13 protein-coding genes are annotated in these 14276 nt (G+C 34.3%); 4 read left to right on the forward strand and 9 right to left on the reverse strand.

What is annotated here, in order from left to right; translation table 11 throughout:
* Positions 1–5: 5 nt before the first annotated feature.
* The gene (locus AC2DZ0_RS15465; RefSeq protein ID WP_484642878.1) at positions 6–1019 is read right to left on the reverse strand and encodes a zinc-binding alcohol dehydrogenase family protein; all 1014 of its coding nucleotides are present in this window, start codon (positions 1017–1019) and stop codon (positions 6–8) included.
* Positions 1020–1349: 330 nt separating this feature from the next.
* Between AC2DZ0_RS15465 and AC2DZ0_RS15470 the strand changes: the two genes are divergently transcribed.
* Complete coding sequence (locus AC2DZ0_RS15470) at positions 1350–2384, forward strand: LacI family DNA-binding transcriptional regulator (RefSeq protein ID WP_484642880.1); 1035 nt, start codon at positions 1350–1352, stop codon at positions 2382–2384.
* Between the two features lie 69 nt (positions 2385–2453).
* On the opposite strand, the gene AC2DZ0_RS15475 is transcribed toward AC2DZ0_RS15470, so the two are convergent.
* Both AC2DZ0_RS15475 and AC2DZ0_RS15480 read right to left on the reverse strand, forming a co-directional pair.
* Positions 2454–3122 (reverse strand): bifunctional 4-hydroxy-2-oxoglutarate aldolase/2-dehydro-3-deoxy-phosphogluconate aldolase, encoded by a 669-nt coding sequence (locus AC2DZ0_RS15475; protein ID WP_484490975.1) that lies wholly within the window; start codon positions 3120–3122, stop codon positions 2454–2456.
* Positions 3123–3182: 60 nt separating this feature from the next.
* A complete protein-coding gene (locus tag AC2DZ0_RS15480; protein ID WP_484490976.1) occupies positions 3183–4229 on the reverse strand; it encodes a PfkB family carbohydrate kinase in 1047 nt (348 codons plus the stop codon).
* Positions 4230–4484: 255 nt separating this feature from the next.
* Here AC2DZ0_RS15480 and AC2DZ0_RS15485 point away from each other — a divergent pair, with 255 nt between their 5' ends.
* Positions 4485–5510 carry a LacI family DNA-binding transcriptional regulator gene (locus AC2DZ0_RS15485; protein WP_484490977.1) on the forward strand — a complete coding sequence of 342 codons (1026 nt, stop codon included), beginning with the start codon at positions 4485–4487 and terminating at the stop codon, positions 5508–5510.
* Positions 5511–5567: 57 nt separating this feature from the next.
* Here the strand turns inward: AC2DZ0_RS15485 and AC2DZ0_RS15490 are convergent, their stop codons facing one another.
* The 5 genes from AC2DZ0_RS15490 to prmC form a co-directional block, all read right to left on the reverse strand.
* Positions 5568–7778: an NADP-dependent isocitrate dehydrogenase gene (locus AC2DZ0_RS15490; RefSeq protein WP_484642883.1), complete on the reverse strand. Its 2211-nt coding sequence runs from the start codon at positions 7776–7778 to the stop codon at positions 5568–5570.
* A gap of 497 nt (positions 7779–8275) precedes the next feature.
* Positions 8276–8629: a 50S ribosomal protein L19 gene (gene rplS, locus AC2DZ0_RS15495; protein WP_300326325.1), complete on the reverse strand. Its 354-nt coding sequence runs from the start codon at positions 8627–8629 to the stop codon at positions 8276–8278.
* A 157-nt stretch (positions 8630–8786) separates the two neighbouring features.
* Entirely contained in the window at positions 8787–10268 is a 1482-nt protein-coding gene (locus AC2DZ0_RS15500) for a glycosyltransferase family 39 protein (RefSeq protein WP_484642885.1), read from the reverse strand.
* Entirely contained in the window at positions 10261–10938 is a 678-nt protein-coding gene (gene trmD / locus AC2DZ0_RS15505) for a tRNA (guanosine(37)-N1)-methyltransferase TrmD (RefSeq protein WP_484490980.1), read from the reverse strand. Before trmD ends, AC2DZ0_RS15500 begins: the two co-directional genes overlap by 8 nt.
* Before the next feature lie 112 nt (positions 10939–11050).
* The gene (gene prmC, locus AC2DZ0_RS15510; protein ID WP_484642887.1) at positions 11051–11902 is read right to left on the reverse strand and encodes a peptide chain release factor N(5)-glutamine methyltransferase; all 852 of its coding nucleotides are present in this window, start codon (positions 11900–11902) and stop codon (positions 11051–11053) included.
* Positions 11903–12005: 103 nt separating this feature from the next.
* On the opposite strand from prmC, the gene ribD reads away from it, so the two are divergent.
* The gene (gene ribD / locus AC2DZ0_RS15515; RefSeq protein ID WP_484644846.1) at positions 12006–13058 is read left to right on the forward strand and encodes a bifunctional diaminohydroxyphosphoribosylaminopyrimidine deaminase/5-amino-6-(5-phosphoribosylamino)uracil reductase RibD; all 1053 of its coding nucleotides are present in this window, start codon (positions 12006–12008) and stop codon (positions 13056–13058) included.
* 9 nt (positions 13059–13067) lie between these two features.
* Positions 13068–13673: an IMPACT family protein gene (locus AC2DZ0_RS15520; protein WP_484642889.1), complete on the forward strand. Its 606-nt coding sequence runs from the start codon at positions 13068–13070 to the stop codon at positions 13671–13673.
* A gap of 35 nt (positions 13674–13708) precedes the next feature.
* Here the strand turns inward: AC2DZ0_RS15520 and AC2DZ0_RS15525 are convergent, their stop codons facing one another.
* Positions 13709–14113: an acyl-CoA thioesterase gene (locus AC2DZ0_RS15525; RefSeq protein ID WP_484642891.1), complete on the reverse strand. Its 405-nt coding sequence runs from the start codon at positions 14111–14113 to the stop codon at positions 13709–13711.
* Positions 14114–14276: the final 163 nt, after the last annotated feature.

Here is a 14276-nt window from a genome sequence, read left to right on the forward strand (position 1 = left end):
ATTTTTTATAAGTTAAAGTCAACTGTTGCTTTGATAACTCCTGTTTCTGGCTTTAACCAGCTGTCAAAATTTTCAATCATTTCAGTATAAGGAACATTGTGAGTAATAAAAGATTCCGTAGGGAATTGATCCAATACATTGATTACATGTTCAAAATCTTCAGTTGTTGCATTTCTACTGCACATTAAAGTCATCTCTTTAGAGTGAACAGCAGGGTGGTTATAAGTTAAGTCACCTTTAGATAATCCAACCAAAACAAAACGTCCACCATGAGACATATAACTTGGACCGGCTTCAAGTGCAAATTTATTTCCTGATGCATCGAATACAGCAGTACACATGTCACCATTTGTTAATTCAGCAATAGCTTCAGCTGCACCTTCACCAGCTTTTACAGTGTATTCTACACCAATTTTTTCTTTTGCATATTCTAAACGTTGCTCATTCATATCTATAGCAACTACTTTTGCACCTGCAATTTGGGCTAATTTCATAATCCCAATTCCAATAGGACCACAACCTACTACAGCAACCGTTTCTCCTGGAGTAATGGCAGCTCTTCTAACAGCGTGTGCCCCAATAGCTAATGGCTCAACGATTGCCATCTGATCATTTGATAAGTTATTTGCAGGTAATAAAATATCTGCAGGAACAGCAATTTGTTCTTGCATACCACCATCACCATGCACACCCAAAACAGTTATGTTTGTGCAACAGTTTGTTTTTCCGTTTCTACATGCAATACATTTTCCACAGCTTACATAAGGCATAATTACAACCTTATCTCCAGCTTTGATTCCTCTTGCATTTTCTCCTATTTCTAATACTTCAGAAGCTAATTCATGTCCTAAAATTCTAGGATATGTAAAGAATGCTTGATTTCCAGAGTATGCATGTAAATCCGTTCCACAAATTCCAACTTTATTGATTTGTAATAAAGCTTCATTTTCTTTTCTTACCGGTGCTTCTTTTTCTTTTAAGATAAACTCACCTGGTTTTTCGCAAACAATGTATTTCATTCTTTTATTCTTTAGAATTAGTAATATTATTAATGGTTCTTCTGTAAAAGAAGACTATGTAATTTTCAATTATGTTCAACTTGCTACATCGTTTTAGCAAGCGGTGAAAAAAAGAGAAAACTCTCTTTTGGTTCTTTTGAGAAGATAGAAAACATCGGCGTTACTATCTGCTACATCGTTTTAGCTAATCGATTAAAAAAAAATTATTGCTATTCAATAATTTAAAACCTGTTTCTATAAAAAGAAAAGATGATTATGTGTTATTCCATTTTTGTGATGAAATATATTTAACTATCTTTGCTATAACGATGTAGCAAATGTATAAAAATTTTGACGACTAAAAAAAAAATCACCATAAAAGATATTGCCAAGGTGATGGGATTGTCCACTTCGGCCATCTCAAAAGCTTTGAATGATGACTCTAGAATTAGTGAGAAAACTAAAGCAGAAGTACGTCAAGTTGCAAAAAAATTAAATTATCAACCCAATCACTTAGCAAGTGCATTGCGCAGCGGAAAAAGTAGATTGGTTGGGGTGATTATTCCTAGAAATAATAGTAATTTTTTCTCTTCAGTTTTAGAAAATATTGAAGAGGTTTTGAATGCCAAAGGGTATAATATTATTATTACTCAGTCGAATGAATCGTTTGAAAAGGAGTGCAAGTGTATTGAATCTTTATTATTTACACAGGTCGACGGGATTATTGCATCGATGGCCAATGAAACTACAGATTTAAGTTATTACGAAAAAATAAAAGCCAAGGAAATACCGTTGGTTTTGTTTGATCGAGGTGAGTTGGATTTAAAAGTTGACTATGTTGGGATAGATGATTATGAAACGAGTTTTAAGATTATCGATCATTTGGTCGCTCAAGGTTGTAGTCGTATTGCTCATTTAGGTGGTTATGATAATACAAGAGTATATGGAAATCGAATCAGGGGGTATGTAGATGCTTTGGAGAAAAGAGGCTTACCCGTTGATGAAACTATCATTAGTAAAAGTACTTTGCGTTTAGAGGATGGTAGAAGAATAATGGAGGAGTTATTGAAATTACCGAATAGACCCGATGCTATTTATGCAGCCAGTGACTTTGCTGCGTTGGGAGCTTTACAGGTGTTGAATGAGCATGGAATTAAAGTGCCAGAGGAGATGGCTTTGGTGGGCTTTAGTAATGAGCCTTTTACTTCTTATTTGTCGCCTTCAATTTCTACAGTAAATCAGAATAGTGAGCAAATAGGAAAATTAGCAGCGGAGGCCTTTTTAAATAGAATTGAAAATCCTATCGAAGAAGGAGCTATAAATAAAATAATTATTGAGACTGAATTGTTGGTAAGAGCTTCTTCAAGCAAAAATAGTACGGAATAAACTTTTCAAAAAAAACATAAAAAAAGCGCAGTAAAAACTGCGCTTTTATTTTTTTTAGAATATAAAAAATTATCCTCTTACTTTTTTAACGATCGCTAAAGCAGCTTTTACATCTTGCTCTAGTTTAGCGTAGTCCTTATTCGCAAGGATATCTTTAGAAATCAATTGAGATCCCATACCAACACATGTTGCACCAGCATTGAACCAACCAGATAGGTTTTCTTCAGTTGGAGCAACTCCTCCTGTAGGCATAATTGATGTCCAAGGTTGAGGTCCTTTGATACCTTTGATAAATTTAGGACCGTATAGGTCTCCAGGGAATAATTTTACGATTTCACATCCTAATTCTTCCGCTCTTGCGATCTCGGTAAGAGAACCACATCCAGGTGACCATAATACTTTTTTACGGTTACATGCAATAGCGATATCTTCTCGTAATACTGGAGTAACGATAAAGTTAGCTCCTAATGCCATGTATAATGAAGCTGCTGCTCCATCAGTTACAGAACCAACACCCATAATCATTCCTGGTAATTCAGCAATTGCATATTTCGTTAATTCTCCGAAAACTTCATGAGCGAAATCTCCACGGGCAGTAAACTCCATCAAACGTGCTCCACCATCGTAACAAGCTTTTAGTACTTTTTTACTTAATTCAATATCTTGGTTAAAAAACAAAGGAATCATTCCTGTTTCTTTCATTGCAGCTGCAACTTCAATTCTTGTAAATTGTGCCATTTTATATGTTTTAAAAATACCCTGCTACGATAATGCAGCAGGGTAGATGAATATTATTGATTAACGTGCAACTCTTCCTGAAGCGTCACCACCCATTAATTTTTCAACCTCAGCAACAGTTGCCAAGTTTGCATCTCCTTTGATAGTGTGTTTCAAACAAGAAGCGGCAACAGCAAAGTCTAAGGCATGTTGATCATCTTCAGGGAACTGTAATAATCCGTAGATCAATCCTCCCATGAATGAATCTCCACCACCAACTCTATCTACGATATCAGTAATTTGGTACTGACGAGTTTGGAATAAAGTTTTTCCATCATATAATACTCCAGCCCATGTGTTGTGAGATGCAGAGATAGAACCTCTTAAAGTAGTAATTACTTTTTTAGCTCTAGGGAATCTTTCCATCATTTGCTCACATACAGACAAGAAAGCCTCTGCTTTCACATTGTGTCCTTCTGTTTGAACAGAAATTCCTTCTGGCTTGATTCCAAAGTGCATTTCTGCATCTTCTTCGTTTCCTAAGATAATATCACAGTAAGAAGTCAATTCAGTCATGATAGATTCTCTATGAGCAGCGTCACAGAAATTCCATAATTTAGCACGGTAGTTCAAGTCAGTTGAAATTGTAATTCCTTTAGCACTTGCAGCTTTTACAGCTTCTAGACATACATCTGCTGCTCCTTGAGAGATTGCAGGAGTAATTCCTGTCCAGTGGAAAAATTCACATCCATCAAAAACAACATCCCAATCAATCATTCCTGATTCAATTTCAGAGATAGCAGAATGAGCACGATCATAAACTACTTTAGATCCTCTTGATACAGCACCTGTTTCTAAGAAGTAAATCCCTAAACGATCTCCACCATATACGATTTTATCTACACCAACACCTCTTTTACGCATTTCCATTAATGCACATTCTCCGATATCGTTTTTTGGTAAACGAGTTACGAAATCTACATCTACACCGTAGTTTGCTAAAGAAACAGCTACGTTAGATTCACCACCTCCATAAATAGCATCAAAGCTGTTTGCTTGTGAAAATCTTAAAAATCCTTGTGGAGCCAATCTTAACATGATCTCTCCGAAAGTTACTACTTTACCCATTTTATTGTTGTTTAATTTAATTATTGATTTGATGTTACTCAAATCGTACGTTTATGTTTAGACTAATAATATTCTGTTCTATCGATTGAACAAGTTTACCAAAAAATAGGATTGCCTTGTTTCAATCCTTTTTATTACGCACAAAAAAATCCTTCAAGCACTTGTTTTTACTGTGTTTTGAAAGTTTTGTGGGTTTGGTGTTGTTACAAAAATAAACTACTTTTGTTCAAACGTTGGAACAAATATATAAATAATTTGGGAACTAAAAAAAAAACTACGATAAAAGACATTGCTAATGTGTTAGGTTTGACACCCTCTGCGGTTTCAAAAGCTTTGAATAACCACCCTAGGATTAGTGAGAAAACGAAATCTTCAGTTCAACAAGTTGCAAAAAATTTAAATTATCAACCCAATTATTTAGCAAGTGCCTTAAGAAGAGGAAAAAGTAATTTAGTGGGAGTTATTATTCCTAGGGCAAATAGTAATTTTTTCTCTGCTGTTTTGGAGAGTATTGAGAATGTTTTAAGCGAAAAGGGTTACAACATTATCATTTCTCAATCGTATGAGTCTTTTGAAAAAGAATGTAGGATCATTGATGCTTTGTTGTTTACCCAGGTAGATGGGATTATTGCTTCCTTGGCGAATGAGACTAAAGACTTTTCTTATTACGAGAAGATAAAATCCAAAGATGTTCCCTTGGTCTTATTTGATCGTGGGGAAAATGATTTAGGTGTTGATTATATTGGAATTGATGATTACGAAAGTAGTTTGATGGTGGTAGATCATCTTGTGGCTCAGGGATGTAAAAGGATTGCCCATATAGGAGGCTATAGACATACTAGAATTTTTCAAAATAGAATTAGAGGATATCGTGCTGCTTTGGATAAACATAATTTACCCTTGGATGAAGATCTAATTTTTGAATGCAATCTAACCAAAGAGAATGGTAGATTGATTATGGAAGAGATTTTGAAATATAAACACAGACCCGATGCTGTTTATGTTGCTGGGGATTATGCTGCTTTGGGTGCGTTAGAATTGTTGAAAGAGCAGGGGGTAAAAGTACCTGAAGAGATTGCTATCGTTGGTTTTAGTAATGAACCCTTTACATCTTTAGTAACCCCACCATTAACATCAGTGGAGCAGCATAGTAAAGAAATTGGTAGATTGACGGCTGAGGCTTTTCTAAGAAGAATTGAAGAAGCGGATACCCCACCTGTTTTGAATAAGATGATTTTAGATGCAGAATTGATTGTAAGAGATTCTTCAAAAAAGAAATAAAAAAAACGTCTAAATTTTGATTTAGACGTTTTTTTGTATTTGAATTATTTGAAATGCTTATGCGATTGAAGCTAATACTTTGTTTAAAGTAGTACTTGGTCTCATAGCAGTTGCTGCTTTTTCAGTGTTAGGGTAGTAATAACCACCGATATCCATTGAAGCACCTTGCGCATTATTCAATTCTTCTACAATTGTAGCTTCTTGAGCTGTAAGTTCTGAAGCAACAGGAGTGAAGATTTCTTTCAATTCTGCATCTTCGTTTTGAGCTGCTAATGCTTGTGCCCAATACATAGCAAGGTAGAAGTGACTTCCTCTGTTGTCTAACTCACCAACCTTACGAGAAGGAGCTTTATCATTTTCTAAGAAAGCACTGTTTGCTGTGTTTAATGCAGCAGAAAGAACTTGTGCTTTTTTGTTATCAGTTTTGATACCTAAATCTTCAAGTGAAACAGCTAAAGCTAAGAATTCTCCTAATGAATCCCAACGTAAATGTCCTTCTTCTTCAAATTGTTGAACGTGTTTTGGAGCAGATCCACCGGCACCAGTTTCAAACAATCCACCTCCATTCATTAAAGGAACGATAGATAACATTTTTGCAGAAGTTCCTAGTTCTAAAATAGGGAATAAGTCTGTTAAGTAGTCACGTAATACATTTCCTGTAACAGAAATAGTATCTAAGTTTACTTTTACTCTTTTTAATGTAAATAAAGTAGCTTCGATAGGAGCCATGATATGAATTTCTAATCCTTCTGTATCATGAGTAGGCAAATATGTGTTTACTTTTTTGATGATTTCAGCATCGTGAGCTCTGTTTTCATCTAACCAGAATACTGCAGGCCATCCTGTAGCTCTTGCTCTATCTACTGCTAGTTTTACCCAGTTTTGGATGGGAGCATCTTTTGTTTGACACATTCTAAAGATATCTCCTTCTTGAACTTCTTGAGATAGTATTACATTACCATCAATATCTACAACTTCAACAGTTCCATTAGCATCCAATTGGAATGTTTTATCATGAGAACCATATTCTTCAGCTTTTTGAGCCATCAATCCAACGTTAGGAGTAGTTCCCATTTCTCTTGGGTCAAAAGCGCCATTTTCTTTACAGAAATCGATAGTAGCTTGGAAAACACCCGCGTAACATCTATCCGGAATTAAAGCTTTAGTATCTTGTTGTTGTCCTTCTGCGTTCCACATTTGACCTGATGTACGGATCATTGCAGGCATAGATGCATCAATAATAACGTCAGATGGTACATGTAAATTAGTAATTCCTTTGTCAGAATTTACCATGGCTACTGCAGGAGCATCTGTATAAACAGCATCAATAGCAGCTTTAATTTCAGCTTCTTGAGCATGTCCTGCTATTTTGGCATAAACATCACCAATACCATTGGTTGCAGTAACATTTAACTCTGTAAATAAGTCAGCATATTTTTCAAATACATCTTTGTAGAAAACTTCTACAATAGCTCCAAAGATAATAGGGTCAGAAACCTTCATCATTGTTGCTTTCATGTGTAAAGAAAACAATACACCGTTTGCTTTTGCATCTGCAATTTCTTTAGCGGCAAATTCTTTCAATGCACTAATACTCATTACAGAAGTATCAATTACTTCACCAGCTAATAAAGGAGCATATCCTTTTAAATCTTTACCGTTGAAAGTAATTTTGTATTCAGTTGCTTTTTCTAGTGTTGCTGATTTTTCAGATCCATAAAAGTCATTCGCTTCCATAGAAGCAACATGTGTTTTTGAGTCCTTTTCCCATTTCCCCATTCTATGAGGGTTTTTCTTAGCGTATTGAGATACTGCTAATGGCGCTCTACGATCAGAGTTACCTTCACGTAAAACAGGGTTTACCGCAGAACCTAAAACTTTAGAATAAGCTGCTTTAATAGCTTCTTCTTTTTCGTTTTGTGGTGTAGCAGGAAAATCAGGTAATGCAAATCCTTGTGCTTGTAATTCTTTAATTGCCGCTTGCAATTGTGGAATAGAAGCAGAAATATTTGGAAGTTTGATTATGTTAGCCTCTGGCGTTTTTGCCAAAGCTCCTAATTCAGCAAGAGCATCATCAACTTTTTGATCTTCAGGAAGAAATTCAGATAAGTTAGCTAAGATTCTAGCAGCAAGTGAAATATCTTTTTTCTGAACGTTGATATTTGCTTGTTTTGCAAATGTTTCTACAATAGGTAGAAAAGAGTAGGTAGCCAATGCAGGAGCTTCGTCCGTGATTGTATACACTATTTGTGATGTCTTTGTTGTCATAGGATTCTTAATTTATAGTATTGAAAAAAATCAATTACTAGTAATACATTATCAATTTGATCTTAAAAGATTTCCAGAAAATAAAAGTGGATTTCTTTTTATGAATTAACACAGTTTTTACACTGTTTTAAAGCAGCACAAATGTAGTGATAATATGAAGATTATCAAGTTCTAAAATAATAGAAATATTAGGTTGTTTTTGAAAAATGCTAAAATATCCTTAGAGGTTTTTGAGGACTTGTGAAAAAATGATAAAATATCCTCATTTGATTGAAATTTATTTAAAGAAAATTAGAATTACGGATACGTTTTAGTTTACATTATTCTTAGGGATTTAAAATATAGTTGATGATTCCTTAATTGTAAGGTCGTGGGTTCATGGTTTATTTACCGGGAGGTAATTTAAATATTATTAGGATGATATAAGATTTATTAAAACCAAAAAAAACTCGTTAGAAAATTCTAACGAGTTTTTATGAGTTTCAAAAAAGTAAGTCTTACTTACGACGAATTTCTTTGATTCTTGCTTTTTTACCAGTAAGCTCTCTAAAGTAAAAGATACGAGCTCTTCTTACTTTACCTTGCTTGTTAACTTCGATTTTCTGTAAAGCTGGTAAATTAATTGGGAAGATACGCTCTACACCAACTGTTCCAGACATTTTTCTAATCGTAAAAGTTTCAGAAGCTCCTGATCCTCTTCTTTGGATAACTACTCCACGAAAGAACTGAGTACGAGTTTTACTTCCCTCTTTAATTTCGTAATACACTGTAATTGTGTCTCCAGATTGGAATTCTGGGAATTCTTTTTTTGCTACAAATTCGCTTTGTACAAAATCTACTAAATTTGCCATTTCTTTTTATTTAATGGTTTTTTTCATAAGCAACATTCACGATTTTCGTCAGAGGTTGATTTTGAGGTTGCAAATATAGTTGTTTTTTTTATTTTAAAAACCTGAGTAAGATTTTTTTTAAAAAAGTTTAAACTTCTATCTCTTAGTTGTTTATAGGTTATTTACCGTTTGGCTTATAATTAGAGCATTCGTACACCCAAAATTTACGAGAATCTTTTCCGTTTACTTGGATGATTATTGGTTCTAATTCCTCTACCTTAGAGAAATATGCATCCAATTCTGCGGGGTGAGAACCATTTTTGTCTTTATTCTTAAATCGTTTGTCAGAGTCAATAAAAATTGCTGTTTTCCCTTTAAGTATGCTAAGGTTATCTCCGATATAATCAAAATGAAGTGCGTTTTTACCGATGATATTTTGAGCATATATTTTTTGATTCGTAAAAAAGGTCATACATGCTGTAGTTTTATAACCATCATCAGAAAAAACAAAGGAGTCTGGGTATGCTTTTTGAAGTGCTTCTGTTTCAATAACTAATTCTTCCCATCCTACCCAAGTGTCATCACTTTTGATCGGTACTAAGTAAAATAATACTTGCAGACTCACTAAAACATGAATACCAGCTGAAATGTAAACTTGTAATTTGATGTGCTTCTTTTTGATAAATATCGCAGCTAATAAGATACCAGAGATATAAGAGGGCATCATCCAATTTAGTTTCACCCAGTAGATAGGGGTCAATAAAAAGAATCCTAGGAATGTAGGTAGGAAAAATGCTAATAAAAACAGAATCTTATCAGATGGAAGTTTGAATTTTGTGAATGCCTTTTTTATGTATTTATAAATTAATGTAAAAAAGCTAATTAGGATTATTGGTAGTAGTAAAAATATTTGATGTCCAATGGCTCCGAAAAAATATTTTGGTTTGACCTGAAACTTTGAAATACTACCAGTCCTGTCAGAAGATTGGAATAAGAAGGATGCAAATTCATTTTGATAATTCCAGTACCAAACAGGGAATGTGACGATAACTGAAATGACCAAAGAAGCCCATACCCATGGAGATAATAACAGTTTTCTGTATTTATTAGAGAAAATTAGAAAGGCTATCAAGCCTAACTGTAACAGTAATGCCGTGTATTTACTGTTAAAGGCTAGTCCCATGGTGATTCCACCTAAAATCCAATAAAGTTTTTTATTTTCAAAAATGGCTTTGCTTAAGCAGATAAGTGACAGAGTCCAAAATAGAATTAACGGAACATCGGGTGTGGAGTTGATGCTTAAGATTGAGATAAAAACAGTAGTCGATAACAGCACTAAGGCATTGTTAAGTTTGGCTTTTGATAGGAATAGACTACCTAGTTTGTAAAAACTCAATAAGGTGATAGAGGTGATGAAAAAGTCTGCAAATTTTACTACAAAAACAGATTTGCCAAAAATAGTTGTGAAAAACCTCAAAATGTATCCGATCATACCTGGATGATCAAAATAGGAAAGGGATAAATTCTCACCGTAAAAATGGTAATAGGCATCTTGGGGCATCAAACCCATAAATGGCAATAAAAAAAATCTAAAAAGTTGAAACCCTAAAACGATGCTTAAGGCTGGATACGATTTTAAAAATTCAGTTACTCTATTCATCTAAAAGTTCTGGTTTGATTTGTTTTGTGCGTTCGTAGGCTTTGTCAGATCGCCATTCATCAATTTTCGGGAAATTTCCTGAAAGTAAAATTTCTGGCACCTCGGCTCCTTTATAGGAAGCAGGTCTTGTGTATACGGGAGGTGATAATAAATTATCTTGAAATGAGTCCGTCAAAGCAGAGGTTTCATCTCCTAGTACGCCTGGGATAAGTCGGATAATACTATCGCATAAGACAGCAGCGCCAAGTTCACCACCACTTAAAACATAATCCCCAATAGAGATTTCTTTGGTGATAAACAAATCACGAACACGTTGATCTACACCTTTATAATGGCCGCATAAAACAATGATGTTTTCTTTTAAAGAAAGTGTATTTGCAGTGGATTGGTTTAAAATAGGAGCATCAGGAGTCATGTAGATGATTTCATCATAATCTCTTTCCTCCTTTAATTTTGAAATGCATTTGTCAATAGGTTCTATCATAAGAACCATTCCAGCACCCCCGCCAAATTGATAATCATCAATTTTGTTGTATTTGTTTAAAGCAAAGTCTCTTAAATTATGAAAGTGCACTTCTGCCAAGCCCTTGTCTTGTGCTCTTTTTAATATTGAATATTCAAATGGACTTTGAATTAGTTCAGGTGATACGGTTATAATGTCAATTCTCATTTTGCAAATGTACTTAAATTGTTTTGAGTTTTTGTTTTAGAAAATCAGAAGGGGATCTCTGTATTGATTGAAAGGGGTGTTTTTTTTGAACTAAAGTTATAACATATCTGTTTTAATTGTAGATAGCTGATTTTGTCATTCGGTCATTTTGAAAAATATCTTGTTTTAGCTGATTATTGATAAAACCAGTGTTGCGTAGCATTTTAAGAGTTTCTTCCCCTAAATATTGGTTGATTTCAAAAAATAATAATCCATGTTTAGGTAGATTTTTGATGGCGAGATCTGCAATTTTCTTATAAAAAATTAAGGGATTGTTGTCAGAAACAAAAAGAGCACTGTGGGGCTCAAAGGATAAAACATTTTTTTTGATTTCTGTTTTTTCAAGTTCTCTTATATAGGGAGGGTTGCTTACAATAATATCATAAGTATCGGAAAGTTGCTCTGTTTTTAAAATGTCTTGTTGTATAAAGTTTACGGAAACGTTATTCTCAACAGCATTTCTTTTTGCTGTGTCCAAAGCAGGTTTTGAAAAATCAATCGCGGATACTTTTGCTGAGGGAAGGTGTTTTGCAATAGAGATGGCAATACATCCTGATCCTGTTCCGATATCTAGAATTTTTAAATCCTTTTTACCTTGTGTGCTTTCCAGTATCCAGCTTACTAATTCTTCAGTTTCAGGTCTAGGGATCAATACATCTTTATTGACTGCAAAGTTTAAACCGAAAAACTCTGTGTTATTTGTGATATGTTGTACTGGTTTTTCTTCTGAAAGTTCTTTGATTGCTTTTCTGAAAAACACTTCAGAAAAATCCGTTATCATTAGTTCTGGATTTAGTGCCTTTTCAACTCTCGAAAGCTTAAGTTCTGATTCCGTTAGAATATGATAAAAGGAATCAATTTCATTGATTGGGTAAATGTTCTGCAGTTCCGATTGGAACAAGGATTTCAGTTGAGAAATTGTCATGTGGCAAAAATACAAGTTCGTTTTTAGAAAAGTGGGACAGATTGATAAAATTTCTTGGAGTCATGAAATTGTTACTCTCAAGGAATCGACTTACTTTTGCCGTATGGGATTAGATGAGTTGTACATGAATCGATGTATTCAGTTAGCAAAAAATGGATTGGGCTTGACAAGACCAAATCCTTCTGTTGGAGCTGTGGTTGTTTGTGAGGACATTATAATTGGTGAAGGATATACAAGTCCATATGGAGGTTCACATGCTGAAGTAAATGCTATTGACGCGGTGTTTGATAAAAAGCTATTGCAAAAAGCAACTTTATATGTAACCTTAGAGCCGTGCTCTCATTTTGGAAAAACGCCACCTTGTGCGGATTATATCATAAAGCATAAAATCCCTAAAGTTGTTATTGGATGTGTGGATACGCATTCTGTTGTTTCTGGTAAGGGAATTGAGCGATTGATTTCAAATGGAATCGATGTTAAGGTTGGAGTTTTAGAAGAAGCATGTCTTGAACAACACAAAAGGTTTTTTTCGGTTCAGAATAAAAAAAGGCCTTATATCATATTGAAATGGGCTGTAACTCAAGATGGTTTTGTAGCTCCTCTACATAAAGAAACGAGACGTCCGGTTTGGATAAGCAATACTGTTTCACGGCAAATGGTACATAAATGGAGGGCTGAAGAGCATGCGATTTTAGTTGGAACTAATACTGCAATAGATGATAATCCAAAGTTAAATGTGAGAACTTGGGGTGGAGACGGACCTGTTAGGGTTTTGTTGGATAGAACGCTACGTGTATCGGAACAAAATTATCTGTTTGATAGGTCGGTAAAAACGATTGTATGTACAAGTGTTTCTGGTGATTTGCTACCAGATTCAGATGAGTTAATTGTTTATGAACCTTTAAATTTTGATGCTGATGTGATCAAACAACTGTGTTCTATTTTAATGAAATACCAAATTCAATCAATTATCATAGAAGGAGGTTCACAAACTTTGAATTCATTTATTAGAGAGGGGGTTTGGGATGAGGCACGGGTGTTTTATGGCGAAAATTATTTTAGTGAAGGAGTAAAAGCTCCCGAATTACCTGTTCTACCCGATACAGTTACGGATTTGAAAGGAACTTTATTAAAGGTTTTTAAAAACTCCAAGTAGTTATTAAATATGGTGGTAGATGTTTATAAAACGATAGAAAAAAAATCAGAGGAAACACTTTTTAAAGAAAAAGGAAGTAAATTTTTTGGCTATGCTTTTCCGGTTAAAGAGGAGGAGCAGGTGAAGGAATTGCTAGTGGAGATTAAGAAAACTCATCATGCTGCGAGACATTGGTGTTATGCTTACAAGTTGGGGGTAGATCCTGTCCGATTTCGTGTAAATGATGACGGAGAACCGAGTAATTCAGCAGGGCAGCCAATATATGGGCAGATTTTAGCTGCAGAAGTTACGGATGTTTTAATAGTTGTAGTTCGTTATTTTGGTGGTGTAAAATTAGGGGTAGGAGGTTTGATTAGAGCCTATAGAACTTCAGCTCAAATAACTATGGAGGTTTCCGAGATCATTGAAAAAACAATTGAAGATAAATTACAGCTTACGTTTCATTACCAACATATGAATAAAGTGATGCGGGTGGTAAAACAAAAAAGGCTAACTGTTTTTTCTCAAGAAATGACCGCAAGTTGTAAGTTGATTTTAAGCGTAAAAAAATCAGAGTTTTCACAGGTGAAAAACATGTTCGAAACATTTCATTTTATAGATGTAAAAAAACTCTAATTTTTTTAGTCTTTTTAAAAATTGAATTTTAATTTTTAGAATTTATCCAAGATTTTGGAAAGCAAGTCTTGAGGAATTTTTATGGGTTTATTTTTTTTCGTGTCTACGAAAACCAAAACCGTTTCTCCGGTACTAATTTTTTTGTTTTCTGAATTGTAAATTTCATATTCAAAAGTAATCCGTGCTCCTGGAATTTCTTTTAATAAAGTTCTTAGTCTTAAGGTGTCATCAAATCTAGCAGGTTGTATAAACCTAGTGTTTATACTGTATACAGGGAGTATTAAACCTTCTTCTTCCATTTTTTTATAGGAAATACCTAAGTCGTGGAGCAATTCCAATCGACCGATTTCAAAGTATTGTGCATAGTTTCCATGGTGTGCATACCCCATTTGATCCGTTTCACTATATCTTATCTTAAACGATGTGTTGTTTTCTATCATTTTCTAAATTTATGCTGTTATTTTACGGAAAAAATAAATAAGAACCTATAGTGAATTCATTTTTTTATACTAAAAAATATTCACACTTTTGTATAACTAAAATGAGCGATGGGAACGTGTCAATTTAGACAAGGATTAACTAAAAATTTACTCTATTAAAACA

It is taken from the genome of Flavicella sp. IMCC45668, assembly GCF_057219105.1.